23 protein-coding genes, 2 pseudogenes and 1 riboswitch are annotated in these 26,133 nt (G+C 63.6%); of the genes and pseudogenes, 12 read left to right on the forward strand and 13 right to left on the reverse strand.

The genetic code is table 11. The features are described 5' to 3' along the window. The first annotated feature begins 143 nt into the window (after positions 1 to 143). Both ACIA48_RS16675 and ACIA48_RS16680 read left to right on the forward strand, forming a co-directional pair. Entirely contained in the window at positions 144 to 1,877 is a 1,734-nt protein-coding gene (locus ACIA48_RS16675; RefSeq protein WP_396733528.1) for a ribonuclease H-like domain-containing protein, read from the forward strand. A 104-nt stretch (positions 1,878 to 1,981) separates the two neighbouring features. Beyond that, positions 1,982 to 2,401, forward strand: a complete 420-nt coding sequence (locus tag ACIA48_RS16680; protein ID WP_396733531.1) for a hypothetical protein — start codon at positions 1,982 to 1,984, stop codon at positions 2,399 to 2,401. Between the two features lie 142 nt (positions 2,402 to 2,543). Here ACIA48_RS16680 and ACIA48_RS16685 read toward each other — a convergent pair whose 3' ends face one another. Further along, the gene (locus ACIA48_RS16685; RefSeq protein WP_396733534.1) at positions 2,544 to 3,515 is read right to left on the reverse strand and encodes an aldo/keto reductase; all 972 of its coding nucleotides are present in this window, start codon (positions 3,513 to 3,515) and stop codon (positions 2,544 to 2,546) included. 109 nt (positions 3,516 to 3,624) lie between these two features. Here ACIA48_RS16685 and ACIA48_RS16690 point away from each other — a divergent pair. Continuing rightward, positions 3,625 to 5,285 (forward strand): annotated as a pseudogene (locus tag ACIA48_RS16690) (NERD domain-containing protein). On the opposite strand, the gene ACIA48_RS16695 reads toward ACIA48_RS16690, so the two are convergent. From ACIA48_RS16695 to ACIA48_RS16710, 4 genes are read right to left on the reverse strand one after another with little or no spacing between them, the layout of a single operon-like run. Further along, positions 5,230 to 6,888: an SIR2 family NAD-dependent protein deacylase gene (locus ACIA48_RS16695; protein WP_396733537.1), complete on the reverse strand. Its 1,659-nt coding sequence runs from the start codon at positions 6,886 to 6,888 to the stop codon at positions 5,230 to 5,232. The pseudogene ACIA48_RS16690 and the gene ACIA48_RS16695 overlap by 56 nt on opposite strands. A gap of 50 nt (positions 6,889 to 6,938) precedes the next feature. After that, entirely contained in the window at positions 6,939 to 7,169 is a 231-nt protein-coding gene (locus tag ACIA48_RS16700; protein ID WP_396733540.1) for a hypothetical protein, read from the reverse strand. Beyond that, positions 7,166 to 7,930, reverse strand: a complete 765-nt coding sequence (locus ACIA48_RS16705) for a hypothetical protein (protein WP_396733542.1) — start codon at positions 7,928 to 7,930, stop codon at positions 7,166 to 7,168. The genes ACIA48_RS16700 and ACIA48_RS16705 overlap by 4 nt, the downstream gene beginning before the upstream one ends. Continuing rightward, positions 7,890 to 9,365 (reverse strand): ADP-ribosylglycohydrolase family protein, encoded by a 1,476-nt coding sequence (locus ACIA48_RS16710; protein WP_396733545.1) that lies wholly within the window; start codon positions 9,363 to 9,365, stop codon positions 7,890 to 7,892. The genes ACIA48_RS16705 and ACIA48_RS16710 overlap by 41 nt, the downstream gene beginning before the upstream one ends. 75 nt (positions 9,366 to 9,440) lie before the next feature. Between ACIA48_RS16710 and ACIA48_RS16715 the strand changes: the two genes are divergently transcribed. The 3 genes from ACIA48_RS16715 to ACIA48_RS16725 all read left to right on the forward strand — a co-directional run bounded on the left by ACIA48_RS16715 (position 9,441) and on the right by ACIA48_RS16725 (position 13,332). Further along, on the forward strand, positions 9,441 to 10,097 hold the full coding sequence (locus ACIA48_RS16715) for an NrtR DNA-binding winged helix domain-containing protein (RefSeq protein ID WP_396733547.1): 657 nt from the start codon (positions 9,441 to 9,443) through the stop codon (positions 10,095 to 10,097). Between the two features lie 55 nt (positions 10,098 to 10,152). Further along, positions 10,153 to 10,264, forward strand: a riboswitch (SAM riboswitch). A 753-nt stretch (positions 10,265 to 11,017) separates the two neighbouring features. Continuing rightward, positions 11,018 to 12,994 (forward strand): RNase A-like domain-containing protein, encoded by a 1,977-nt coding sequence (locus ACIA48_RS16720; RefSeq protein ID WP_396733549.1) that lies wholly within the window; start codon positions 11,018 to 11,020, stop codon positions 12,992 to 12,994. After that, positions 12,991 to 13,332, forward strand: coding sequence for a contact-dependent growth inhibition system immunity protein (locus tag ACIA48_RS16725; RefSeq protein ID WP_396733552.1), 342 nt, complete (start codon positions 12,991 to 12,993; stop codon positions 13,330 to 13,332). The genes ACIA48_RS16720 and ACIA48_RS16725 overlap by 4 nt, the downstream gene beginning before the upstream one ends. 286 nt (positions 13,333 to 13,618) lie before the next feature. On the opposite strand, the gene ACIA48_RS16730 is transcribed toward ACIA48_RS16725, so the two are convergent. Then, a complete protein-coding gene (locus ACIA48_RS16730; protein ID WP_396733554.1) occupies positions 13,619 to 14,056 on the reverse strand; it encodes a hypothetical protein in 438 nt (145 codons plus the stop codon). A gap of 338 nt (positions 14,057 to 14,394) precedes the next feature. On the opposite strand from ACIA48_RS16730, the gene ACIA48_RS16735 reads away from it, so the two are divergent. Next, a complete protein-coding gene (locus tag ACIA48_RS16735; RefSeq protein ID WP_396733557.1) occupies positions 14,395 to 15,855 on the forward strand; it encodes an amino acid ABC transporter substrate-binding protein/permease in 1,461 nt (486 codons plus the stop codon). Then, the gene (locus ACIA48_RS16740) at positions 15,852 to 16,625 is read left to right on the forward strand and encodes an amino acid ABC transporter ATP-binding protein (RefSeq protein ID WP_396733560.1); all 774 of its coding nucleotides are present in this window, start codon (positions 15,852 to 15,854) and stop codon (positions 16,623 to 16,625) included. Before ACIA48_RS16735 ends, ACIA48_RS16740 begins: the two co-directional genes overlap by 4 nt. 98 nt (positions 16,626 to 16,723) lie before the next feature. On the opposite strand, the gene ACIA48_RS16745 is transcribed toward ACIA48_RS16740, so the two are convergent. Genes ACIA48_RS16745 through ACIA48_RS16760 form a run of 4 tightly spaced genes read right to left on the reverse strand, consistent with a single transcriptional unit; the run spans position 16,724 to position 19,536 of the window. Continuing rightward, complete coding sequence (locus ACIA48_RS16745) at positions 16,724 to 16,954, reverse strand: hypothetical protein (protein ID WP_396733563.1); 231 nt, start codon at positions 16,952 to 16,954, stop codon at positions 16,724 to 16,726. Positions 16,955 to 16,979: 25 nt separating this feature from the next. Next, positions 16,980 to 17,306, reverse strand: a complete 327-nt coding sequence (locus tag ACIA48_RS16750) for a contact-dependent growth inhibition system immunity protein (protein WP_396733566.1) — start codon at positions 17,304 to 17,306, stop codon at positions 16,980 to 16,982. After that, positions 17,303 to 19,327 (reverse strand): RNase A-like domain-containing protein, encoded by a 2,025-nt coding sequence (locus ACIA48_RS16755; protein ID WP_396733569.1) that lies wholly within the window; start codon positions 19,325 to 19,327, stop codon positions 17,303 to 17,305. Before ACIA48_RS16755 ends, ACIA48_RS16750 begins: the two co-directional genes overlap by 4 nt. Continuing rightward, complete coding sequence (locus ACIA48_RS16760) at positions 19,324 to 19,536, reverse strand: hypothetical protein (RefSeq protein WP_396733571.1); 213 nt, start codon at positions 19,534 to 19,536, stop codon at positions 19,324 to 19,326. Before ACIA48_RS16760 ends, ACIA48_RS16755 begins: the two co-directional genes overlap by 4 nt. Positions 19,537 to 19,820: 284 nt before the next feature. Between ACIA48_RS16760 and ACIA48_RS16765 the strand changes: the two genes are divergently transcribed. The 3 genes from ACIA48_RS16765 to ACIA48_RS16775 all read left to right on the forward strand — a co-directional run bounded on the left by ACIA48_RS16765 (position 19,821) and on the right by ACIA48_RS16775 (position 21,279). Then, the gene (locus ACIA48_RS16765; protein ID WP_396733574.1) at positions 19,821 to 20,546 is read left to right on the forward strand and encodes a hypothetical protein; all 726 of its coding nucleotides are present in this window, start codon (positions 19,821 to 19,823) and stop codon (positions 20,544 to 20,546) included. Between the two features lie 68 nt (positions 20,547 to 20,614). After that, positions 20,615 to 20,872, forward strand: a complete 258-nt coding sequence (locus ACIA48_RS16770; RefSeq protein WP_396733577.1) for a type II toxin-antitoxin system Phd/YefM family antitoxin — start codon at positions 20,615 to 20,617, stop codon at positions 20,870 to 20,872. Next, the gene (locus ACIA48_RS16775) at positions 20,869 to 21,279 is read left to right on the forward strand and encodes a type II toxin-antitoxin system VapC family toxin (protein WP_396733580.1); all 411 of its coding nucleotides are present in this window, start codon (positions 20,869 to 20,871) and stop codon (positions 21,277 to 21,279) included. The genes ACIA48_RS16770 and ACIA48_RS16775 overlap by 4 nt, the downstream gene beginning before the upstream one ends. A 6-nt stretch (positions 21,280 to 21,285) precedes the next feature. Here ACIA48_RS16775 and ACIA48_RS16780 read toward each other — a convergent pair. The 3 genes and pseudogenes from ACIA48_RS16780 to ACIA48_RS16790 all read right to left on the reverse strand — a co-directional run bounded on the left by ACIA48_RS16780 (position 21,286) and on the right by ACIA48_RS16790 (position 24,602). Further along, positions 21,286 to 21,971: pseudogene (locus tag ACIA48_RS16780) on the reverse strand (sensor domain-containing protein). A 195-nt stretch (positions 21,972 to 22,166) separates the two neighbouring features. Then, a complete protein-coding gene (locus ACIA48_RS16785) occupies positions 22,167 to 23,780 on the reverse strand; it encodes a peptide chain release factor 3 (RefSeq protein WP_396733583.1) in 1,614 nt (537 codons plus the stop codon). A 51-nt stretch (positions 23,781 to 23,831) separates the two neighbouring features. Further along, a complete protein-coding gene (locus ACIA48_RS16790; protein WP_396733585.1) occupies positions 23,832 to 24,602 on the reverse strand; it encodes an esterase in 771 nt (256 codons plus the stop codon). Between the two features lie 112 nt (positions 24,603 to 24,714). Here ACIA48_RS16790 and ACIA48_RS16795 point away from each other — a divergent pair, with 112 nt between their 5' ends. After that, positions 24,715 to 26,094 (forward strand): cytochrome P450, encoded by a 1,380-nt coding sequence (locus ACIA48_RS16795; protein WP_396733588.1) that lies wholly within the window; start codon positions 24,715 to 24,717, stop codon positions 26,092 to 26,094. The last annotated feature ends 39 nt before the right edge of the window (positions 26,095 to 26,133 follow it).

Raw genomic sequence — 26,133 nt, forward strand, 5'->3', positions numbered from 1 at the left:
GTTCGCGAATCGCTGCTGACCAACCACGTGAGGCGACTCGAAGTCGCTACGCCGCGCGCATCTGTAGAACCCCTTGGAACTTCCATCGGCGCGTATGAAGCCCAGAACACGCGCATCTGGGCGAACATGAGGTAGGAGGGTGAATGGCGACTCCGGTGCTCTTGGGCGGATATGCGGCTAAGCGGTGCCCGGTTCGCGTGCAGAACGATTTTTCACCCGAGGTAGAGACCTTGAAGTGGTCGCCGTCGGCAGAAGACCTGGCCCGACTCCGGGCCGGTAACGATTTCGAGGCGATGATTTTCGCGCAGTTGGCGTCAATACATCCGGAGTGTGCGCAAATCAGTACCGGCTCAAAAGCTGACGCGATAGCGGCCACGGTAGCCGCCATGGACGCGGATGTCGGCCTGATCCTTGGCGGTTGGCTTCCTGATGACCCGTTAGGCGGTCGCACCGGCCGCCCTGACATCTTGATACGCGTCGATGGTGGCTACTTGCCCGCAGATGTAAAGAATCACAAGACAATGGGACCCGCTGCGAAAGCTTCGACGGTGTTATCACCGCTTTCTCGGCCGTCTTCTCGGCGGCCGGTGACGGCGTTGACGACTGCGACGTCGCACAGATTCGACGACGGCATGCAGTTGGCCCACTACACACGCATGCTGCAGGCTTGCGGGCGCCATCCCGGTGACGAGTTTCTGATCGGCGCCGTCCTTGGTACGAGTGAGGTTTCGCTTGACGGTCACGCTCCGACTGAGCGGATGTTCGTTTGGCACGACCTTTCGGAGCGAGTCGCAACTACCTATTCGCGTCGCTTTGGGAAAGCTAAGCGTTCCTTGTTGGAACGCTACGACCATGAGTTTCGCTTCCGGGTCAAGGTCGCTGAGCACGCCCTTCAGATCATCGGACGCGAAGACGATCCAGAACCTCTCGTGACACCTATAGGGCAGGCGGAATGTGGCACCTGCCCTTATGAGGTTCCGTGTGCCGAAGCGATGGGAGACGACCCATCAGCTGCGATTACTGTAGGCAGATTAAATACCCGCGAGTGGCTCACGTTGCGCTCACTGGGGGTCGCGACGACGCTGGAGCTAGCTGACCTTGATCCCGATGACACGGCCTTCTTCGACCTATACGCCGAGGAGGTCGCTCATCACAGCCGCGAGAACGCCCGCAAGCGCCTGGTGGTAGCCATCGAACGCGCCGCAATGATCCGCGACGGAATCGAATTCTGGCCGAACAGTGACGCCCCAGTTGAGGTGCCGACAGCAACGATCGAGATCGATCTGGATGTCGAGTCCGACCAGCACGGCCGGGTCTACATGTGGGGGGCTTGCATCCGCCGAGGCGCCGACGACGCCTGGGCGACCTACATTTCCGACTTCACCGCATGGGATCCACTCGATAACGCAACGGAATATGCCCTCGCTTCGCGGTTTGTCGAGTGGTTGCGCAGTCAACGCGCAGACGCGGTTGCGAACGGAGGAACTCTTCGCGTATTCCACTGGTCTCACCCTGAATGGTCCAACTTGAAGCGAATCCTGGGCGCAGACGCTGTGCGCGATTTGATCGGACATGGCGGCAGCGACGGGTTGGACGGCTACCACGCGGGGGTGTTCATCGACCTGGAAAAGGTCTTCAAGCGGCATTTCACAACGCTTCGCGGAACTAGCCTCAAGAAGGTCGCGCCGCTGTTCGGGTTTCATTGGCATGTGCCGGACCCGGGCGGCGACGTGTCGCAGACGTATTTATCGACTATATATACGAGCCCCGACGAATCGAAGGTTGCCGCAGCGAAGGCATGGCTTCTGTCCTACAACGAAGACGACAACAGAGCTATGACTGTGATTCGTGACGGGATGCGGGCATGGCGGCCCTGACGTGATCGAAACCGTGACAGACCCTCATTGTGCGAATACCGCATTTGGCAGAACGTGCACGCCTACGCCCCGTGACGGCAACGTCTACGTGCGAAAATAAGAAAATGGGGCGTAAGAACGTATTTGACCCGAGCCAGCGATCGGCGATGCGGCGCGAGTACCGCGGTCTCCCCGACGATCAGGCCGAGTTGTATGAGGGGCGCATGGCCCATCGCTTCGGCGTGGACCGCACGGTGATCCGCGCGGCATTGCAGTACAACCGGGGACGGTTCCCGTTCCGTGTGCAGGCCGCGCCTCCGGTAGAAGATCCGCACTGGGAGGGGCACGGGCAGTTGCCGTCTCACCAACCCAGAGGATTAAAGAAGGACGACTTTCAGTGCGACACGCCGTCACCGAAGCCGAAGCAAGAGCGCAAGTTGGTCAATGTGTTCCGCACCGGTCCGGCAACGAGGTCTAAAGCGAACACCGCTGAGGCGATCCGGCTAAGGACAGGCGCAGGTGAGCACCCCGCACGACCACGGTGATCTGAGTCCGCGCGCGCTCGCAATAAACGCACGTCCACGCATGATCCCCCCTGAATTTGCGCTTTGACGTGACTGTGAGACGCGGCACCGACAAGATTTTCGTCAAGACTTCCCGACACGGGAACCGGCCGATCCGTTCAGCTCAACGGCGTGTCAGCTTCTCCCGGACGTTGTCGCTGAGACTCCGCACCGCTGATACCGGCTGGAAGGCCCGAGCGGCGGTGGTCAGCGCATCGATCGCCTCCGGCTTCAGCTCGATGTCGGCAGCCTCGACGTTGAACTCGAGCTGCTCGACACTCGACGCTCCGGGAATGGCGACCACGCCGGGCAGACTGATCAGCCAGGCCAGCGCGACCTGCGCCGGTTTCGCGCCGACCTCGGCCGCCACCTCCCGCACCGCATTCAGCAACGGTTCGACCCGCTTGAGATTCTCGGTGCCGAACAACGGGTTGAACGCGCGCACCCCGCCGGGCCGGTTGTCGACGCCGTACTTGCCGCCGAGCAGTCCCTGCGCGAGGGGGCTGTAGGCCATCACCATCCGGTTCTCCCGCTCGGCGAACGGCACCAGGTCATCGAGCGGCTGCGCATGCGCCAACGAGAAGTGGACCTGATTGCTGATTACCGGGCGACCCAACGCTGCGTCGGCCTTGCGCCACCGCTGAAGCGAGTAATTGGACACCCCTGCCGCGCCGATGCGCCCGCTGTCGAGCAGGTCGCGCATCCCCGGCATGATCACCGAATCGGGGACCACCGGATTCGACTGATGAATCTGGTACAGCGGGATGCGTTCCAGCTGAAGCCTTTTCGCGCTCGCCGCCGCCCGCTGCTTCACGATCGCGGGGAACGGCGCGACCGGAAAGATCTTGCTCGCCACCACAACGTCGGAGCGCTCATCGCCGAGCGCCTCGCCCAGGATGCGCTCGCTCTTGCCCGTGCCGTAGATCTCGGCGGTGTCGAACAGGTTGACGCCCAGAGCGCGGGCGCGGGAGACGATGTCGCGCGCCGCGCCGGACGCGTAGCTGGTCCCGTAGCCCCACTCTCGCGATCCGAACTGCCACGTGCCCAGTCCGATCCTGCTGACCTGCCCCAGCCCGTCGACCTCCAGATGCTTCATGAATTCCACCGTACTGACCGTCGGCACCGGCGACCGTCGTTACCATCGGCACCGATCACAGGGGAGGTTTGATGGTGCGGTCACGCGGCGGCGAACGGTCGACGCATCGATGACGATCACGCCCAGCGAGACGCCGCGCCTGGCCAACGGCGCCGAACGCAAGGTCTACCAGGCACTGATCGACCAACTGCAGCCCAACGACCGGGTGATTCCGGGCCAGCGTGTCACCGACCATCTGAAGGACCACGAGGTCGACTTCGTCGTCGCCATTGAGGGCGCGGGCATCGTCTGCATCGAAGTCAAGGGCGGCGAGGTGTGGCACGACGGTGATTCCTGGCGCCAGTTCCGGGCAGGCCACAACCACGCGCACAAGATCGACCCGGTCCGCCAGGCGCGTGCAGCCTGCTATGCCCTGCGCGACTTCATCGAGAGTGATCCGCGCTGGACCCAGAACCGGTTGCGCTGGGACCACGTGGTCGTGCTCCCCAACGCCGAGATCGACGCCGACTTCGCGCTCCCGGAGTGCCCGCGTTGGAAGGTCATCGACCGCAATGACCTCGCGACTCTCGCGGACAAGCTTCGCTACATCCTGGTCCGACAAGAACTGGACCGTCCGCTGTTGTCGCGGCAGGGCATCGATCAGCTCTCAACGGCATTGAGCGGCAGGGGATTACCGCAACGCAGCGTCGTGGCGCGTGCACTGGCGAATGAGGACGCCGCCGACGCGCTCACCGAACATCAAGCTGTCGTCCTCGACGCCATCAAACTACTGCACCGTGTCGATGTCCGCGGGGGAGCGGGCAGCGGCAAGACCTTCCTCGCCATGGAACAGGCCCGCCGACTATCCGCGAAAGGCCAACGCGTCGCACTGGTCTGCTACTCGCACGGCCTCGCGTCGTATCTCGAGCGGATCACCGCCACCTGGTCGCGCCGCCAACAACCCGCTTACGTCGGCGAATTCCATGATCTCGGCAAGCAATGGGGTGCACCAGAAGGTCCGGACGAGTCTATCGCCAGCGCCGAGACAGCACAGTTCTGGGAATATGATCTTCCGCTCCAAATGGCCGAACTGGCAATGGTACTGGAGCACGGTCATCGTTTCGATTCCATTGTGGTCGACGAGGCGCAGGACTTCGCCGACTCCTGGTGGAAGCCGCTCCTGATGCGCTGAAAGATCCGGACGAGGGTGGGCTGTACGTGTTCACCGACGAAGGGCAGCGGGTCTTCGACCGGCACGGGTCGCCCCCGGTGCCGCTCGTGCCGCTGCTGCTCGACCATAATGTGCGCAACACCCGCCAGATCGCCAACGCGTTTCAACCGCTGGTCGACCATCCGATGCGATTCCTGGGCGGCGAGGGGCCAGCCGTGAGGTTCGTCGCCTGCGCTCGTGAGGCCGCGATGGACGCGGGCGACGACGAGGTCGACAAACTGCTCGACGACGGCTGGCGTCCCGAAGACGTCGCCCTGCTGACCACCGGAAGCCGGCATCCCGAGCAGAAGGAGCGCCAGGCCGCCGGCAGCGCCGCCTACTGGGATAGCTTCTGGGACGCCGAGCAGGTCTTCTACGGCCACGTCCTCGGCTTCAAGGGCCTCGAACGACGGGCGGTCGTGCTCGTGGTTAACGAGGAGTCCGCGTTCGAGCGCTCCCGCGAGCGTCTGTACGTCGGATTATCCAGGGCACGAGATCAACTCGTCGTCTGCGGGGATCCCGACTTCATCCGCGACGTGGGTGGGCCTGACCTCGCGCGCCGACTGAACCTGTCGGCGTAATTGGCGGTTCGACGTCGGTCACGTCAGCGCCAAATTCGTCCCGAAGAAACTGGGCGACACGGAAGGCGACGGTATCCTCCGCCTTGTCTTTCGTGTCAAACGCGAGCTGCCGCAGGGTCTTTCGCAGATCGTTTTCGCCTTCGGATATCTCGTCATAAGTCTCGTCGAGAAAGAACGCGAGCGAGGTTGTTGATAAGTAGGCGACGAGATCCACGAATATCTCCAGCTGGCGCGCCGCCAGCGGATCAACGCCATTCTTCTTCGGTCCCGCCATTGCAACGATATGGAGGTCATGGCCCCATAGGTCCTCTTCCAAATCATCTTCGTGGACCGTGAGAATGGTTGCGAGTGCACTGCTATCCGCGCGATCTCCTACTGCAGCGCGGACTTCGTAGATGAGCTCGTGAAAGTCTTCATCGCGAAGCGAGTACCCGACGAACATCATGTGGCGGGTCATCAGCATGCCCTGCACAAGCCCCATTAATGCTCCATGTCGTCGAGGCATGTCCAGGTAGTCGGATCGCGTGAGAATGATTTTCTCTGGTTCTTCGACTGATCCATGTAGCTTGAGCAGCCACCGTCCTCCTACGCTGCTGACACCTGGTAGCACTGTCACTTGCCGGCCGCGGGTCGACCATGCGGCCTCGAATAGGCAGTCGAAATTGGTAGTGACCGCTTCGCTACTTGGCAGCGAAGCCAGCAGGCCGTGCAAGAGTGTGTAGTAGCGAGAATCCAGCTCGCGTGCGACTTCATTCTTCAGTTCGTTGATACTCCTTCCGCCCTTAGCCATTCGGCTTTCGACGATTGATGCCTGGTCCCGCGGATCCTTCTCTGACAAAAGGCGGAGAGATTCTTCTGGGATTCCTGCGCTGTTGGCTAGGCGACCCAGGAGCGCGTTCCACAGCGGCAACCCTGCGCCTGAACTGCAGCCCGCTCCGAGGAACAGGACAAGATGGCTACGGACAGCCTTACTTGCCAATTCTCTTCCGCAAGAGATCAGCTCGGCCCTTCTAGGACTAGTCAGTGGCCAGTGTGCCTCGAGCGCATCGTCGTCGACGCCTATGAGCTGGCGGCGAGCACGCTGTGCGGCCGCATACTGCTTGGCACCGAACGTAACAAGCACGATGTCTACACCGTTGTCCTTCGCTAGGCAATCGAGGCTCCGTACGAGGCCACCTACGAGGTCGCCTTTTCGTTGTGAACCGCCACCTCGGCCTGATCCGATGAGGTTGACAGCGATTCGAGGGATCGGCCAATCATGAATACGATAGCGACTATCTGCCTTCAGCGACTTGGCTGCCCGCTCGACGAACTCCGTAACCGCTGGTTTGAATGCGTCCGCGAAGCTCCGACGATGTCCGAGTTGGCCGACGTTCGCCAGCCATACCCACGGGTGCTTTTGCCGTTGATCGAGATGAAGCGTTCTGTGCCCACCCCAGCTATGTGGAGCTTCGCGCCTTAGCTCAGCGATCTGCGCTCTATGGGCAGATTTGATCACCCGCCACTCGGGCTCGATCTTGAAGGATTCATCCGTCGGAATGAGGATGGCGTCGCAAGCCAGCTTGGTTAGATCACCGTCGATGACGAAGAGATGGCCGGTCATAGATTCCGACGCTTTCATAGTCAGTTGAATGGCATGTGCGAATTGAGTTTTTAGAGAATTCCTTTGCCGAGGTCTTCCGCCGCCAACTCCTTTGCCGCGCGCAGAGTCGGCGTCGGGTTCCAGCTGACAGTTTCCCTGGCGCCGGCCACATATCGAGTCAGCACCCAGCCCGTTTCATCGCGAATTGCTTTATACGTGCACTGTGTGTCGTCGATCCACGCCGTCATCGAGTGCTTGCCCGCGCGGAGCCGGTGCCAGCGGTAGGCAGGTTTCTTGGTCACACGAACCCCTCGTCGACGAGAATCGCGCCCGCGCTTGTGATCACATGCTCCTGACCGGACCCGCCCACCACTCGACACCAACTCTTCACATCGAGAAAGTTCTCCTGCAGTCGAATGTCGAAGCCGCCGTACATGCCCGGCACCGGAAACCATAGGTGACTGTCCGGCACTTCGTGGAGTATTGCGACGGGCGGGTACCGCAGGACCTCTCGCGGATCGCGGCCGTCAAACAGCGCGCGAACGCGTCCGTCGATGACTTCGGCGAGATGACTTTCCAGCGAACAGATTTCGTCCGGTGAGAGCGGTGATGGCGGCGGCGTCAGCTGCTCTTCAAGCAGGGTGCGCGGCGCCTGGGCGACGCCGGAATCCTTGCGCCAGTGGATCTTGCCCGCCCGGTCCATCAGCACATCGTGGGCGGTACGCCCGCTCGACTCCGTCAGCGTCAGTAGCGCACCACGTCGGATGACCGCGGCGACAACACTGGCCGGTGCACCGTGCCACGCCGCCTGGTGAAGCACCGTGAACCACGCGGCGCCCCCCGGCCGCCACCAATTGATGTCGATCGCCAACGTCGGATCGTTGAGCATGTGCAGTACGGCCGACCACTCACCGGCCTTCGCGGCATCGGCAAACCGGTGCGACGCGACGACGACGTGATCATGCAGCAGCGCCGGATCGAGCACGCCGCGCCACACCAAGGCCCGGCCGTTCGGCGACGACTTACCTGCCGGCATGACCGTCACTTCCTCGTTGATCGGCACCGCGAGAAGTTAGGCGTCGCAGCGCTTCCCGAAACGCGCGATTCGGATGCGCGCCCGGTAGTACGGCCTTGATGTCGCGCACGGCTTCGTCGACACATATGCCGCGCAGGCGCGCCCCGTACAGCGCGCCGATCGTCGGCGTCCGGCTGTACGCCCCGACGCAGTGCACCAACACCGTACGGCCCTCCCGTCGAAACTGCTCCACCAGCCGAGCGGTGTCCAGCAGCACGAAGTCGAGATGCGGGTTCTCGTCGTTCTCTGGCCGATCGATCAGGCGGACCTCGACATGCGGTACGTCGCCGCGCATGTCGTCGTCGGCGAGTCGGCAAAGTGAGACGACTGCGCCCACCTCCTCCGGTGGCTGTCGAAGGACGCCGATACCGCCGAGCAACACGCCGTCGTCGTACGGGTGACGGGCGAACGTGTCGATCGGCGAACCGAGATACGAGAAGTCGAACCCATCCGGTTTGCCGTTGCGCTCGATCGCCGACCCGAGCGCGACCAGGTCATGCGCGTCGATGCTCGGCCACCCGTGCAGCAGTCGACGCCACTCGCCTGGGACCGCTGATGCTCCATACACGGCACCGAGCAGGCCGCCCGCGATCGCCGCGACCGTGTCCGTGTCGTAGCCGGCCCGAACAGCCGCGTCCAACGCCAGCCGGAGGTGATCGGCACGGAACACACCGCCTTTCGGGTCATCGGCCGGCACCGGCGTTGTCGTTATCGCCGACACCGCCGCCTGCAGCGCCGTCACCACCCAACCGTTGTTCGGAAACGACGCCGGGGGAGCGGACTCGGCCTCGTCCAGTCGCTTCGACCATAGGTCGCGCCGGTCAGAATTAATGTGGCGCAGACCGATTCGCACGTCGAGCTTCCCGGTCTGCACCGCATGTCGAATGGCGCAGCACCACAGCACGCACGCATCGGCCGCATCTGGGTCGAAGTGTGTCAGCTCGCTGATCGCACGCGCCGCCTCGACCATCGCCTCCTCGTCGTCGAGATAGGCCAGCGCCACTGGCGCCGTGCGCATCAGCGATCCGTTGCCGGCGGTGCGACCGGTGCGCTGGTGGAGCTCGGCCAACTTGGCACGGGCGAGTTCCGCGGTGATGACGCCGTCGCGTGCCGCTCCGCGGAGGACCGAACTCGTTTGGATGCCCACGTCCTTCGCGTTGAGCGACCACTCGTACCAGCGCTGCACGATCAGATCTTGTGCTGACGCGTCGCGCAGGTCGGCGCCGGTCGCGGCCACCTCCGCGATGGCGATCGCCATCGACGTGTCGTCGGTCCACTCGCCCCGCTCCCAGCCGCCGCCCCCGACCATCGCCACCTCGAGCCCCGGCCTGCGCGGCGGCTTGAACTCGTATGGCGCACCGAGCGCATCCCCTGCAGCGGTTCCCAGCAGTACACCTTCGACTCGATCGTTGTATGAAGTCATCGTCGAACTCCCTCCCCTGAACTATTTTGAGCAAAACTCCGCTAATCAGTTTTCACTGTACGCTGGTGCACCGACATGAGCCAGCGACGCTACCGAGATTCCAGCGGGCGGACCCTCGCCGACTACCCGCGGCCGTCTGTTGCTGTCGACACTGCGGTGCTCACGGTGGACCCCGACCAAAGGTTGGTGGTGTTGGAAGTCCGCAGGCCAACGTCTTCCGGGTGGCTCCTGCCGGGAACCTTCTTGCACGAGGGGGAGACGCTGGCCGACGCCGTGGACCGGTCTCTGCGCGTCAAGGCCAACGTGCGAGGGCTGCATCCACGCCAGTTGCATGTCTTCGACGACCCACATCGCGACGAACGCGGATGGGTGCTGTCCGTCGCGCACGTCGACGTGGTTCGTGCGGAACAACTGGAGACGAGGTTGACCGACGTGACCAGGCTCGTTCCCGTCGACGCCCCGGGGCGCTTGCCCTGGGGCCACGAAGGCATCGTCAAGCGGGCGGTCGATCACGTCCGCGCCGATTACCTCGACAAGCCGGACCCCGCCGGTCTCCTCGGTGACGAGTTCACGCTTCGCGAGTTGCGGCTGGTGCACGAGGCCATCGCTGGACAGAGCCGTCAGCGCGACACATTCAGGCGCACGATGGAGCCGCATCTCGAGGCGACGGGCTCTGCCACGGTCGGCGGTCGGGGGCGGCCGGCGGAGTTGTTCCGACGACGGAGCGGGTAGTCGCGTCTGCATCAACGTCAAGTCCGTGTCCGACAGTCGATGTAGGCTGGCTTTGCTTCATGAGATGCCTTCTCCAAGCTCCGACTGGACGGCACGCCAACCCCACGCTCGCGGGTGGCTCGGATGACGAAGCGGCCAACACCAACCGGTGTCGGCAAGAGCGCTTCCCCCGCGGAGGCCCGAGTTCGGGAGTGCAGCCCATGTCTCAACGCGCCTGCGGGTCCTATTGGCCCGGCCACGAGATGCATTGGATCCATGCGAAGAAGTCATTTGAGGATGGTCAACCGGTCATCCGGGTGAAAGTTGTTGCGGTGCAGGATGACGGCAATGTCGACATCGAGGGTGACGACCTCGAATTGACGCTCTGGCACCACGATCCCGATCGCCTACGTTCGGCGCTTCGGTTCGGTGGTAGTGCTGAATGGAAGCCGAAGTATCACGTGTTGTACGTCATCTCGAGCGGATCATTCAATCTCGCAAGGCGCGAGCAAACGCAGCCGTGCAAGCCGCCGAGGTTGACGTGATCCCATCATGCGGTTGATAACCGCCGCAGTTCCCCAACAAAGCAAACCGTCCACCGGCCGTGTCTGAATTTGCCGCATAGGGGACACCAACCGCTGCGATAGCGTTGGGATCGTTGGAGGGGGTGGCATGGCGAAAGACCTCGATGTGCACGCGGGCGGGTTGCTGTTGGCTGCCGCTGACAGCGCCGCGTTAGCCGCTGGCTTGCGCGCAGATGGTGTTGTTTTGGTTTGCGCTCGCCCAAGCGGTGCCGGAGTTGCTGCATTCGACGCTGTGAGTGCTGCCGTTCGCTCCCGTCTGTCTAGTCGCATCGCTGGTCAAGCTGGTGATATAGGTGCGGCAGCTGGACGCTATGACGCCACGGACGGAGGCAATGCGGACACCATCTCGGTGACTGTGTGAACCCTGCCGCTACGCCAACGGCGGGCCCGAGCCGCTCGGACATCGAGGAGTGGAATTGCTCGGATCTGGATTCTGCTGCAGTTCGCTGGCAGGCATCAGCGGAACTATTGGAGTCTGCGATCGAGCAGCACAGGCAGAACATCCTGACCCCTGGCGGCGCGACCTGGGAAGGTGACGCCAAGGACGCGGCGCTGGATCGGGTGACCGCTGATATGGCGGCGGTACGTCTGCAGGGCGATGTGCATCGTGAAGCGGCCGGTGTCGCGAGGCGCGGCAGCGAGGACATCCGGGCTGCACGCGCGCAGGTGCTTGAAGCCATCGTTGAAGCCGAGCAGGACGACTTCAGCGTCGGTGAGGACCTCTCGGTGACTGACAACCGTGTGTATGACGGGGATACTGCGGCAGCCCGTGCGACCGCTGCGATTGAGCATGCTGAGTTCATTCGGTGGCGAGTTGAGCAGCTCGTTGCCACCGATGCTCTGGTCGGGCAACAGCTTCAAGCGAAAGCCGTTGAACTGGAGGGTGTTCAGTTCGAAGGCGAGAGCGACGGGAATCGGAGTGACTCCGCGGTGCGGCTCGTGGACCACAAGACCGAGGAGAAGGGCTCGCAGACAGAATCGTCGGAACGCTTGGAACCTGGCGCCCAGGAATCTTCAGGCACGTGGCGCGACATGCTGGTGCCTCCTGGAACTGCCGAAGCCGGTGATGCAGCCAAGTCGCCGTTGCACGCGCTGTTGGGGGAGGGCAAGACCACAGACGACGACCCACCCTCGAACCTTGATGAGGCGTTGTCCGGGGTCGCGGGGCAACCCGTTGCTGCGCCGCCCACGGCGTTGGAACGCATCATCAACGAGCATGCTGGTGGCGGCAAGGGCGAGAACAGGCGCTACACCCAGCATCCGCTGGAAGCTCCAATCGTCGGTGCCGATCCGTCGGCAGTCGGCCAGCAGCAGGCCAGGGTGGACGCCGCGCACGAGAACGTCGCATCCGCTCAAGACTCACTCGATGACGCTCTAGCTCAGGCCACGGTGGCGGGTGCCGGGGCCGGTCCTAGCCGCGACCAGCTAGAAGATCTGGGTCAGGCGTTGATGGATGCGCGCAGTGACGTGACCAGTCAGACCGAGATTCTGGAGAATCTCAACGCAGCGGCAGGTGAGCTTGGTTACGAAGCAGTGCCGATTCCTGAACTGCCTGAGAATGCTGATGTTCAGGCATTTCCGCCAGAGCCGTCGGCATTCGCCGAAGGCAGCCGCGCCCTGAGCGAAGGCAGTCTCGGTTTCATCCCCGATGTTGCCCACGACATCGATGTGTTCACCAATTGGAGCGAACACTCTGTTGAGGATCGCCTTGGAGCGGTGCTCGATGTCGCCGGGGCGGCACCCATCCCTGGCGGCAAGTTCGTGACCGAGGGCATCGAACACGCTGTTGATGGCTTAAACGCCTACCGACACCTGGACGACGGTCTCGATGCCGTTAGCTCGGGAACGCATCACGTTCCCGATGCGCCGTCGACTTCGCACGTTGACCAGACGACAGAGGGACCTAGCTCGCACGGTGGCGGCGGTGCCGACGCAGGTCCTACGGGCTCTTTCGGGTTTGAGGATGCCAGCTCGCTCTTACAGAGCAGTGAAGCCAACGGTGGACATCTCATCGAGCGTCACGTCGGGCAGACCTTTGATGACCTTTCCGCCCGACTGGATGAATATCCTCGACTCGGGCAAGTATCGACGTTCGGGTCGGTCGATGAGGCAGCTGCTGCACTCGGGAGCGCACTCAACCACAACAAGAATGCGTTCGATGATTGGATTACCAACGGAGCGAAGGGAAAACTCGAGTTGGTTGCACCGTTTGAAGGCGGATCGGTCTTAGCGCGGGGATCCGATGCCCCGGTACCGGGGTCAAGCGTCAAGATGATCCTCAAGTCCAATGGATCCGGCGGATGGTACGTACTAACAGGAATGGTCAATCCGTGAGCGCGAACTCGGTTTCAGGTCCCTTACGCCATTTCTTCGGGGCATACTTCCACGAGGACTGGGTGCTGGAGGCCGATGACTGGCTAGGGGTCGTCGACAGCTTTGTTCAGGACGAAGAACCGTCATCGGAGTTGCTTCGCACGTTGTCCCAAGAAATCGATGACCTGGCTGGCGAGTGCTCCGAACCCGACGCGGAACGACTTGTGACACGCACGATGGGTGCCAACTACTACCCGATGCCTGAACTCACTTACAAAGAGTGGCTCGGTCAGGTCGCTGCGCGCCTACGCCACCACTCCGCTGCGATTGATGGTGGTGCTTCCCCTCCCACTGCTTGAGGGCAGTTTCGCCTCGGAGGGTGTGCAACATCTCGAGCGTCACCGGTGAAGGACGGCCCGACCTCGGCGGACCTGAACCGCGCCGAACGGGAGCCGAAATATCAGGTGCTGTACGTCATCTCGAGCGGATGTTCAATGTTTCTACACGCCAGCAGGTGATGCCCTGCAAGCCGCCGATTGAGACGCGATCGGGGGCAAGACGTCTCCGTGAATGGCGGCGGCGAAGGACCGTGTGACTCGACGCAATCACAACCGACAAGTCCTCGAAGTTGGCGCGCCCGCGCTACTAACGGTCGCTGAGGAAGTCCTGCAGACGCTCCAGCTCGTTCACGTCATCGTTGAATGCCTGCACCGTCCAGTGTGAGGAGTCTGGGCCGGTGTCGGCCTCGAGCCGTGCGGTGCGCGACTGAGCCCGCTGGATCGTCCACCGGTGCGCAACGTCCGGCCAGAAGCGCGCTCGATCGCGGAATGTGCCACCGGGCATGTCGTCGATACGCGCGACGATGGCGGGCACTTCGCCGGCGTTGACTTCGCGGTAGCGGCCACGCATGGAAAGGTCGTCGGTCCAATTGCCGCAGTGGGGACTACGCGCAAGCCAGTTGCCCCTGCCCCAGTAGCGTTCGGCAGGCCGCTTCATCAGATTGGCGTCGCCGGTAGCCGGAACCCGAATTAGCGCTTGGTCGTCGATCTCGGCGAAATAGATCCAGCTGATGCATTCAGGCATGGTCAGCCCCTTTCTTGGCAATTTCAGTGGATTTGCAGGGGCTGTCGCGGGCACTTCACGCGGCTCTCACCTGCAATCACACTGTATCGCGGAGGTATGACATGGCCGTCCTCGTAATCGAATCGGGTGACGAGGCGCTTGCAATGAATGCGCGCAACTGAAGCTAACTCCACTGTCGACGTCGGAGAACGTTTGCGTATCACTAGGCCCTGTTGAAGATGAATGCCTCACAATCTCCCGCTTCTTGCGTCGGAAACAATCCCTCCGGATACGCCGCGCCAACCGCGCAGGACTACTAGCGTGAATTCTCCGTAACAGCTGACGCTGGGAGGCGAACGATGCGAGCCAAGTATGTGACCGACAGAAGTGGCCCACATCGACTGGCGGCCCTGTTCGCCGCGATCCTCATAGCGCTCCTTGGCACCGGGCTGCTGAACCCGGCACCCGCGCACGCGCAAGACGAGACCTACGTCATCGCTACCGATACGACGTTCGCTCCATTCGAATTCCAGGACGAGGACGGCGAATTCGTCGGCATCGACATGGACCTGCTCCGAGACATCGCAAAGGACCAGGGCTTCGAGGTCGACATCAAACCGCTGGGCTTCGACGCGGCACTGCAAGCGGTGCAAGCGAACCAGGTCGACGGCGTCATCGCCGGCATGTCCATCACCGACGACCGCAAGCAGGTCTTCGACTTCTCCGACCCATACTTCGAGTCCGGCGTCCAGATGGCCGTGCTGGCCACTAACAACGACATCAACGACTACGAAGACCTCCGAGGCCAGCGGGTGGCCGTGAAGAACGGCACCGAAGGCGCGACCTTCGCCGAGTCGATCAAGGACAAGTATGGCTTCGAGACCGTCTACTTCGCTGACTCCTCGTCGATGTACGACGAGGTGAAGACCGGCAACTCCGTCGCCGTCTTCGACGACTACCCCGTCCTCGCCTACGGCATCACCCAGGGCAACGGCCTGAAGACCGTCACGCCGAAGGAGAAGGGCGCCAGTTACGGCTTCGCCGTCAATAAGGGCCAAAACGCCGAACTTCTAGCGAAATTCAACGCCGGCCTCAAGAACCTCAAAGAGTCCGGCCGCTACCAGGAAGTGCTCGACACCTACCTCGGCGAAGATGCTGCAGCCACCGACAACTCGTTCTTCGGCCTGCTGAAGAGCACCTTCCCGCTGTTGATGGAAGGCCTGAAGATGACCGTCATCCTGACGGTCATCTCGATCGCATGCGCGTTGGTGCTCGGCGTGATCTTCGGCCTGATGCGGGTGTCCCGGTCGATCTGGCTGCGCGCGATCGGCACCACCTTCGTCGACATCTTCCGCGGCACACCACTTCTCGTGCAGGCATTCTTCATCTATTTCGGAATCCCCGCCGCACTGGGCTTCGAGATGTCGGCGTTCACGGCCGGCATCATCACCCTCTCGCTGAACGCGGGCGCGTACATGACGGAGATCGTGCGCGGTGGGATCCTGTCCGTCGACAAGGGGCAGATGGAGGCCTCCCGCAGCCTGGGTGTCGGATATCTGCCCACAATGCGCAAAGTGATTCTGCCGCAAGCGGTCCGAACGATGATCCCGTCCTACATCAACCAGTTCGTCATCACGTTGAAGGACACGTCGATCCTGTCGGTCATCGGCATCGCTGAGCTGACCCAGACCGGCCGGATCATTATTGCCCGCAACTTCCAGTCGTTCCAGATGTGGCTGATCATCGGCATCGTCTACTTCATCGTCATCATGGCGCTGACCAAGTTCTCGGATCGGCTCGAGAAGAGGATCAACAAATGAACCAGCTCGTCCCGGAGGCCGCGGCCGCCGAACCCGAAGGCACCGTGAAGATTCGCATCGAGGGACTCAAGAAGTCCTTCGGTGATCTGGAGGTGCTCAACGGCATCGACACCACCATCAGCCAGGGTGAGGTGGTCTGCGTCATCGGCCCGTCGGGATCGGGCAAGTCGACGTTCCTGCGGTGCCTGAACAAGCTCGAGGACATCACCGGCGGCAAGGTCGTGGTCGACGAATACGACCTGACCGACAAGAAGGTCGACCTCGATAAGGTCCGCCAGCACATCGGCATGGTGTTCCAGCACTTCAACCTGTTTCCGCACATGACGGTGATCGACAACGTGACCATGGCGCCACTGCTGACAAAGAAGATGGACAAGGCGGCCGCGGAGCAGAAGGCGCTCGAACTTCTCGATCAGGTCGGGCTGAAGGAGAAGGCTCAGGTGAAGCCGTCGACGTTGTCCGGCGGTCAGAAGCAGCGCGTCGCGATCGCCAGAGCGTTGGCGATGAACCCGTCGATCATGTTGTTCGACGAGGCCACCAGTGCCCTGGACCCCGAGATGGTGGGTGACGTGCTCGAGGTGCTGCGTGACCTCGCCGCAGGCGGCATGACGATGGTCGTCGTCACCCACGAGATGGGCTTCGCGCGGGAAGTGTCCTCACGGGTGCTGTTCATGGACGGCGGCAAGATCGTCGAGGACGCCCCGCCGGCGGAGCTCTTCGATAACCCCAAACATCCACGGCTGCAAGAGTTTCTGTCGAAGGTCCTGTAAGCGGAGGTTGGAGCGAACCGTCGAGACTGCGGGGGATGTATTCCAGCGCGTGGGTGTTCACTCTCCGCTGGTGCCCCAACGATTAGCTCAGATGGCAGTCAGTTGCTTTCGGGCAGTTGTGGTTCGTAGTCGTCCCTGCTGTGGAAGACGATCTCAGCACCGCATCCAGGGCAATGGATTGAGTACTCGTGCTTCCTGTCGGCAACATCCCCCGCCGCGACCCATAAACGCTTGTCGATCACCAAGTCGGCATCGCCGTTCTGCGGGCAGCGGATACCCTCCCATGAGCCTGCAGTGACCAGCTTGGTCACCTCGGTCCACCGCTTCACTTGTGAAGCGTAATCGGGCATTTCGTCAGTCACTGCTGCCGTCTTCGAACGCGGCGGCCTGCTGGCGCAGGCGATCCGCGACCTGACCCAGCCACTCCTTGTAGGTCAGCGGCTGGGGGCCGTAGTAAACACCGACTGTGCGCACCAAATAATGTTCCAAGTCCGGTTCCGCACGGGCCCCGCGCAGGTCGTCGATCTCCTGGGCCAGCGTCCGCAGGTGCCCGGCGGCGGGATCGGCGTTGACATAGTTGTCGACGACTCCCTGCCAATCGTCGGCTTCCAGATCCCAGTCCTGATGGAAGTATGCGGCGAAGAATTGATACAAGTCCGTCGAGATCGAGCCATCGTTCATGGTGTGGGGAATCCTGTCAGCACGTACCACCCGCCGTTTCCGTCGCCTTTGAGCACCACCCTAACGCCGGTTCCTGCCACCCCCTCCGCGCTGCCACGCTCTAGCACTGCTCCGCCATTGAAGGGTGCATCGAGTTCGAGATAACGGACAGCCCCGCTCGATAGCCATTCGTCAATCGCCTGCTGATTGCCTTGGAGCGCGGTACTGACGGCCGCGGCGGCCTCGTCGGTGGTGCTGAAGGACGAGACCAATGGCAATCGGGTCGTTTCTAGGCGCGCGGCAAGGTCGGCGGAGGTCTGGGCGACGTGGCGTTCGATGAGGTGACCACCACTGGATTCGCTATGGGCAAGGAGTGCAGCGGTTTCCTCCACCCCGAACTGCCCGACAAGCCCGGCGTCGGCATGGCTGTGGCCGTTGGTCGGTGCATCTACGCTGGGCGCATCCCCGCTGTGTCCTGCGCTGGGGCTGTCCACGACTTCATGCGGAATACCCGGCTGCACAACGTCATCGGCGTGCCGGCCTGCGGTGAACAGGTCGAGCCCGTGATGCAGCGCTTCTCCGAGAGGTTTGGCACCGGGCAACGGTAGTGAGCCTGAGGTGTCGAGTATGGCGCCGAGCTGCTCCTCTCCCGAGTGCTCACCCCAATTCGCGTACACTTCGGCGATCTCAGCGACATCCGGCACGATCCCGAACGTTTTCTCGCTGATGTCGTGACTGAACTCTGTGAGCCCCTCCCGTGCTTGCTCGGCAGCGCTGGGCGGTGCCGGGAACGCCTGCACGTCGGCGTTCTCTGGAAGCGCGGGAACCTCGACCTGCCGGCCCCCCGTCTCGGCGGCGGCCTGATTGAGGTTTTCCAGAATGTCGGTCTGCGTGGTCAGCTCAGCGCGAGCGTCGAACAGCGCCTGCGTCAACGGCTCAGTGACGTCGCGACCGGGACCAGCGCCGGCCCCCTGTATGACTGTCTGCGCGGCGGCGGCATCCAGATCGGCCTGGGCGGCGGCCACCGCTTGCTGGGCGGCTTCCACCCGCCCCACCTGCTGATCCACGATCGACGGGTCCGCCGCAGCGACCGGGTCTTCCAGCGGGGACCGCGTGTATGGCGTGTCGGCGGGGCTCTTTTCTCCTCGTGCTTGGGCGGCCAGCCGGTCCAGAACGCTTGGCGGTGTGGCGGCGCCGGGCCCGAACAGCGCCTCATCCACGTTGGCGGGTGTGTCAGGGTCGGCGCTCGATCCCTTTCCGGCCAACACGTCCAGAGGATTTGGCGGCCCGTCGTCGGCCGGGTCGGCGTCCTCACCTGCGGCCGCGTCCGGCCCCCTCTCCGACCTTTCGGCGTTGGGAGCGTCCGATTCCTCCGCAGGCAGCAGCATGTCTCGCCAGGTGCGGCCGCCGGCTTGCTCCTCCTTCCTGCCTTCTGACTTGTCCTCAGCATCGGACCCGATCATGTTGCCCATCAGCTGGATTGAGCTGTCAGGCCGGTCATCGCGTTCACCGTCGAACCGAATGTCCTCCAGCTCAACAGCTTTCTCCTGCAGACGCTTACCGACGAATTCATCGGTTTGCACCAGTCGCTCGGCGAACCAGCGGATGTCCTCGGCGTGCTCGCGCGCCGCCATCGTCCGCGCAGCGATCTCGCTCTCATCTACCTCGCGGGTATCGGTAACCGACAGATCTTCGCCGACCTCGAACCCGTCTGCCTCGGCCGCGGCGATGGCACCCAGAGCTTCCCGCTTGGCCGCCTGGATATCGCGGCTTCCGTCCTCGGCGATCTGAGCGCTCGCGCGTTGCACGGCGGTCTGGCCGGCGACCACGACGGCATCGGTGTTCACCCGGCTCACCGCGGCGTCTTTGGCGTCGCCGGCCCAGGTGGTGTTGATGACGTTCGCGCGATGCTGGGCGAAAGCTTCGTCGGACTCCGTCGCGGACGCACGCCACCGTCCCGCCGCCGCATCGAGGTCGCGGGTCGACCATTCGTCGATCTCCGAACATGACGGCACCCCGGGTGCCGCGCCGACAGGACTCACACCGTCGCCGAAATGTCTTCCGCGCTAGCGCCGTCGGTGTGGTCGTAGCGAGCAGCAGCCACCGTCAGGTGGCCGGCTTGGCCCGACACCCGCGCGGACTGGCGGGCGCGCATCGCACTGATCGGGGCATCCAGGGCCACAACTCCCGCAGCGCTGGGCTGTGCGCCAGTCGGGCCGCCCGCGGCCGCGCCCGCCAACGTCTCAGCCACGGCGCCACTGTCGGCGGCTGCCGCCCGAAGATCGCCCGAATCAACTTCCAGGTCGTTCCCCACGTCAATCCCCTCATCGGCCTCACACGCCGCAACCGAGACTAACTCAGCCGCGCTGTAGCTCTGTGCAGTAGTTTTCGCGGTCTACGCCGAGCCGGGTCCGGCGGTCTCCCGAGCAGCGGACCAATTGAGTTGTCGGTAGCTGCCGATAGCGTCGAATCAAGTTCAAAAGATGCCGCAGCCTCAGTCCGGCCCGGCGTCTCGTCTGCTGAGGGGAGATTGCCGTGATTCGACCCCACAATGCGACCGTAACCGCGGTCATCGTGCTCGGTGACGACGAAACCGTCCGCCGCTGTGAACAATTGACGGCTCGCGCCGCGCCGCACTCGCCGAACGTCGCCGCGATGTTTGCGTTCCCGTCGGGCGCGCCCGCTTCGCACGACGACTTGACGGAGGTCGACGCAGTCGTCGCTGCGATAGCTCGGGCGATCTCGCTCCGACTGCCGATATGGATGCCGGATCCGCTGACGGACCTTAGGCGCGAGCAGCACTACCGTCGGCTGAGTCTGGTACTGCAGCGGCACGGACTCGACCTGCTCGTGGGCCACGATCTCTGGCCGATGCCGGACACAGGTGGCATGAACGAAATCGACCATGCGTTGCGGCGCGAGGTGCAGACCGTCGACGACCTCGATCGCGCGGCGCTGGCCGCGGCCGGGGTCGCAAGTCTTGAGCGAGTGGTCGAACAGGCCGCGAACGCTATACCGGCGACCACGCACGAAAATGATTGGCCACCAACCCTTCCCCAGGCAGGCTTGCAGTGGGCTCAGCGTCACCAGTCGGTCATGAGCTATGTGCAGTGGCTGGTAGACGGTTGCGGTGTGACGCGTGCGGCGGCGGCGCGGGTGCTGAACTCGTCGGGTCAACGCACTCCCGACGGCCGGGCATGGCAGTCGCGAAACGTGTCGGCACTGCTCGACGGTCATTACGACCGTGAAGCAGCCGCGTGACTTATCGGCGTCTGGTGGACGTCAGTAGCGCACGGCCCGATGTGCTACGTAGGTGCTACAGTCGTAGCATGTCAACAGTGGCGTCCCGCGAATTGCGAAACGACACGGCGGGCGTGCTGCGACGGGTCCAGGCGGGCGAAGAGGTGACGATCACGGTTAATGGGCGAGCCGTCGCGATGATCACCGCGGTGCAGCCCAGGCGCCGGCGGTGGGTGTCGAAGGCTGAATTGGTCAAGCGGCTCGAGACCAGCCGGGCAGACCCCGGTTTGCGCGATGACCTCGCGGACCTCGCCGGTGAAACCACCGACGAACTCGACGAATTATGACAACAGATCAGCCCGCGGCCAGCATCCTCGACACCTCGGTCTTCATCGCCAACGAGAGTGGGCGCCAACTCGAGACGTCGCTGCTTCCAGATGAACTCGCCACGACTGTGGTGACCCTTGCCGAACTGAACGCGGGTGTGCTCGCGGCGCGGACCTCTGAGATCCGGGCGCGTCGCCTTCGCACGTTGGATGCCGTCGCCGACATGACCGCGTTACCGGTCGACGAAGAGGCAGCTCAAATGTGGGCGCTGCTACGCGTCCACCTGGCCGAGGCGGGACGGCGGGTCCGAGTCAATGACCTGTGGATCGCCGCAATCGCAGCCGCCAAGCGCCTGCCGGTGGTCACGCAGGATGGGGACTTCGACGTCCTCGAGGGTGTCGCGGGTCTCGCAATAGTCCACGTCTGATTCCGACTACCACTGCGCGCTGACATTGGCGGCGATCTGGTCGGCGATCCTCACCGCCGAATCGCCAGGGTTGGCGCTGCACGTGTTGATGTCGATGATGACGTTGTTGCGCAATGCCAGTGCGCGCCCACACGCCCAGCCGGGAGCACCGGCGTCCCGTTGCGCCGCAATGGTTCTCAGTGTGTCGCCGGCGACGGAGATGCGCCCGACCGACCACTGCGATCCGCTCTGCGTATGGATGTACTCGCTGCAGGCCGGCCACTGCTGGGCGGAGGCATCCAGAAACGTACGGGCCATTTCCACCGTGGGAAACAACACCACCGCCTGCTTGAGATAGTGCGTGAAGTCATCGCCGTTGTTGAGGCTCTGATCACGCTCGGCCCGAAAGCCGCTGTCGGCATACACCGGCGCCTCCGCCGCGCCGTCGACGGCCAGGCATTCCGCAGGCGCCATGGTGGCGCCGTTGTCGGACATCGAGGTCTGGGTGTTAGTGACCGTCATCCCGCTGTGCCCATCGCGACGTTCACCTGTTCGGGGCTCAGCAGCAACTTGACCAGCTCACGCTCGACGAGCGGACGCGGAATCATCGTTCGGGTGGTGGTCACCGACTCGGCGTTGCCGACATTGCTGACGCAGCCGGTGATCAGAACGGAGATGACTGCAACCGCCAGTGCGGTCGTGGGTCGGCGCATATGTCCCCTCCCGTCAAGGCGTGCGCAACCGATTCGTCACGCGTCATCCCCCTGTAACGCGCCGTGAGGAAATGATGCAGCAGCACCAATGAGGCCTCTGCGAGGTCGATCGGTGTTTCCTGGTCACGATGAGCAGTGCTTTTCATAACGGGTCGAGCACAGCGCGCAATAACACTCGAGGAGAGTCCGGTGTCGCTACCCCTCCGCAGCTACCAGCGACCCCAGCTTCACATCGGGATTGTCCCGCTGAAAACCCTCCAGCCGCCACGGCGTCGAGAACAGCACCAGCATCACGCCATCCGTGCGCGTCAGCACTTCCGCTGACACCTGCCGGTTCATGAACTCGGCGTCCGCTGGATCCACCACCCGCGCAACCTGATACGGCAGCGACTCCAGCGTGATCGGCGCGCTGTACTCGGTCGCCATCCGATGGGTGGCCACCTCGAACTGCATCGGTCCGACCGCGGCCAGCACCGGCGCCTGCTCGCCGCGCCGGTCTGACCGCAGCACCTGAACCACGCCTTCCTGCTCCAGCTGCTCAATCCCACGCCGAAACTGCTTGTGCTTACTCGGATCTGCACCACGGGCCACCGCGAAATGCTCGGGCGAGAAGCTCGGAATCGGCGGATACTGCACGGCCGCATCGACATACAACGTGTCACCCGGACGCAACGCCGCGGCGTTCGCCAACCCGATCACATCACCCGGCCACGCCGTATCCAACGTCGCCCGCTGCTGCCCAAACACCGACTGCGCATACTTCGTCACGAACGGCTTACCCGTCGCCGCATGCGTCAGAACATCTCCACGCTCGAACGTCCCCGACACCACCCGCGCGTACGCGATCCGATCGCGGTGGTTGGAATCCATCCCAGCCTGCACCTTGAAAACAAAAGCGCTGAACGGGGATTCGACCCCGCGCGCGGTCCCGTCGACGCCCTCAGCCCCGCTCGGCGCCGGCGCTAGTTCAGCAAGCACATCGAGCAGCTGATTTACACCGAAGTTCAACGCCGCCGACGTGAACAGCGTCGGCGTCGCCTCGCCGCTCAGGAACGTCGAACGGTCATAGTCGGAGTCGTCCGCCGACAACAGTTCCGACTCCTCGACCGCCGTATCCCAGTCGACACCGGCGGCCTCGAAAGCGTCACAAGCCTCGATGTGTTCTTCCGGCGCCGCGGTCGCGCCGCCGGCCGTGCGGGTAAACCGAATAAACCGACCGGACCGTCGATCGAGCACGCCTTTGAAGTCTCCGGCGATACCGACCGGCCACGTCAGGGGAGTGGGCCGCAACCCGATCCGCGAGTGAATCTCGTCCATCAACTCCAGCGCATGGCGACCTGGCCGGTCCCACTTGTTGATCACCGTGATGATCGGAATCCCGCGGTGCTTACACACCTGGAACAACTTCAGCGTCTGTGGCTCGAGGCCTTTCGCCGCGTCGATCAGCATCACCGCGCAGTCGACCGCCGTCAGCACCCGGTAGGTGTCCTCTGAGAAGTCGGCGTGGCCCGGAGTGTCGAGCAGATTGATGACGCACTCGCGATACGGGAACTGCAAGGCCGTCGAGGTGATCGAGATGCCCCTGGCCTTCTCCATCTCCATCCAGTCCGACACCGTCGAGCGTCGGCCCGCCTTGCCGTGGACCGCGCCGGCTTCGGTGATTGCCCGGGCGTGCAGCGCCAGCGCCTCGGTCAGCGTCGACTTGCCGGCGTCGGGGTGGCTGATCACGGCGAAGGTCCGCCGACGTTCCGCCTCAGCGGAGATACGGTCAGGTGGCGAGGCGACGGCGGCCAGGGCGTTGTCGGTCATAACGACAGCGATGGTATTGGCTCAAGGGGCCAAACCTGTAATCGAGCCAGGTCAGGCCAGGATCGACGCGAGTTCGGTCCGGGGGATCGAGACCGTCTGCGCTCCGGCGGCCGAGATCGTCCACTGGCCTTGACTGATGAAGAACAGCACCGCGTCATCGGTGAGGGCGAAGTTCTGGTACATCTCCGCGCCGATGGGATTGTCGCCGACGGTCGCGCCCGGCAACTGCTTCGTCAGCTCGGCCTGCACGAGGGGATCGAGCACGGCGACCGGGTCAGCCTCCGGCTTGAACAGCGTTTCGAACGTGACCGGCTCCTTCTTGGCCAGGTCGTAATTGAGCGCGTCGTAGTTCGTCACCGGATGGGCGCCACCGAAGTTGCTGTACTCCTCGAAGACCAGGCTTTCAGTACCTGGCGTTCCCGACCGGAATGTCTGCGACTTGATATCCAGCGCTTTGGGTACATCACGGACCGGCTCCTCCTCGACGAGCTCGATGAACCCCTCGCGCTGCTTCGTCAGGACGTCGACCACTGCGTCTGGGTCGGGGTAGTCGACCGGGAAGCTCATGTCGATCGTGTAGTTGGGCGTCTCGGCATGAACCGTGCAGAGGTTGGCTTCGCCGACCGTGCCCTCGAGTTCGGCGCACGCCGACGACGCGGCCGCGGTGGCGGACGGCGAGGCAGATGTGGTGGCTGCTGCAGACGTCGACGCGGCAGGCGGTGTCGTCACCGCCTCTGAGGACGCCGCGGGCTCGGTGGAACTGTCACACGCCGTAGCGGCGAGGACCACCGCGACCGCAATCACGAGGTGCCGTTTTGTCATGCATGCAGCATGCACCACCCGACGTCGCTTGCGTTGTGAACCACCAAGACTGAACAGCCTCGACAACGGCCGGATCGATGACGGATGCTCGACATCAGACAGAGGAGACGCCGTGGTCCGCAGCACAGCTCCGTCCACCGATACTGCTGGGCTGACTCTTGCGCCGAGGAGTCCGCTGTCGTTGCGACAGCAGATGAAGGCGGTCAAGGCATTTCACACCGGCCAGGAGACGCTGCGCGACGCCGGCGGACACGTGACGCGCTTGAAGAACGGTCCGACATGGTTGATTCCGGAGGCGGTCGTCGCAACCTCGCCACAGGCGGCCCGCGACATTCTCGGCGAGACCGGTAGCGCAGCCGAACGGACATCCGCCCACGACGAACTCCGCTTCCTCTTCGGCCCAAGCCTTTTCACCTTCACCCACGATGCCTGGCTACCCCGGCGGCGCGTGCTGCAGCCGGTCTTCACCAAACAGAACGTGCGCGTCTTCGGGGGTCACATGGCTCAGGCCGCCGACGCCGTTGCCGCCGGTTGGGGCGACACAGCGGTCGTCGACCTCGACACAGAATGTCGCCGGCTCACCCTCCGGGCACTCGGCCGCTCGGTGCTCGGGATCGATCTCGACGAGCGCGCCGACGCGATCGCCGAACCTCTGAGGACAGCCCTTGGCTATGTCACGGCGCGGATAACCAATCCCTTCAGACCGCCCCGCTGGCTACCCACCCCGGCACGCCGGCGGGCCCGCGCCGCGGCCGCCACCGTGCGCCGGCTCGCCGCCGAGGTCCTGCAGGCCTGCCGCGACGACCCCGCCCGCGACGCACCGCTGGTGCGGGCGATGATCGCCGCCACCGACCCGGACACCGGCCGCCCACTGACCGACGACGAGATCCGCGACGAACTCGTCGTGTTCATGTCGGCCGGACACGACACCACCGCCACGACCCTGACCTACGCACTGTGGGCGCTTGGCCGCAACCCTCACATGCAGGACAAAGTCCGCGCTGAAACCGACGCCATCGGTGACCGGGAACTCACCCCCGACGACGTGCCCCGCCTGCGTTACACCGTCCAGGTGCTGCACGAGGCGCTGCGCCTGTGCCCGCCGGCCCCCACGATTCCCCGATTGATCACCCGCGACATCGAGGTCGACGGATATCTCGTAGAGGCCGGCACGGTGTGCACGGTCGGGGTCTACGCGATGCACCGCGACCCCGGGTTGTGGGAAGACCCGCTGCGGTTCGACCCGGAACGGTTCGCCCCGGAGCAGGCCGCCGGCCGCGACCGGTGGCAATACATTCCGTTCAGTGCAGGCCCCCGCACCTGCATCGGCGACCACTTCGCCATGCTCGAGGCCACCCTCGCACTGGCCACCATCATCCGGCGCGTCGAAATCCACTCCCTTAGCGACGATTTCCCGGTCGCACTGCCGTTCACGTTGGTCGCGGCGGAACCCATTCGCGCACACGTGAAGGCCCGAAGCGTCTCGGCGTAGCCACTACCCGTGCGATCATCCCCAAGAGCAAAGGAGCTT

The organism is Mycobacterium sp. NPDC051804, from assembly GCF_044452905.1.
In the GTDB taxonomy this organism is placed as follows: domain Bacteria; phylum Actinomycetota; class Actinomycetes; order Mycobacteriales; family Mycobacteriaceae; genus Mycobacterium.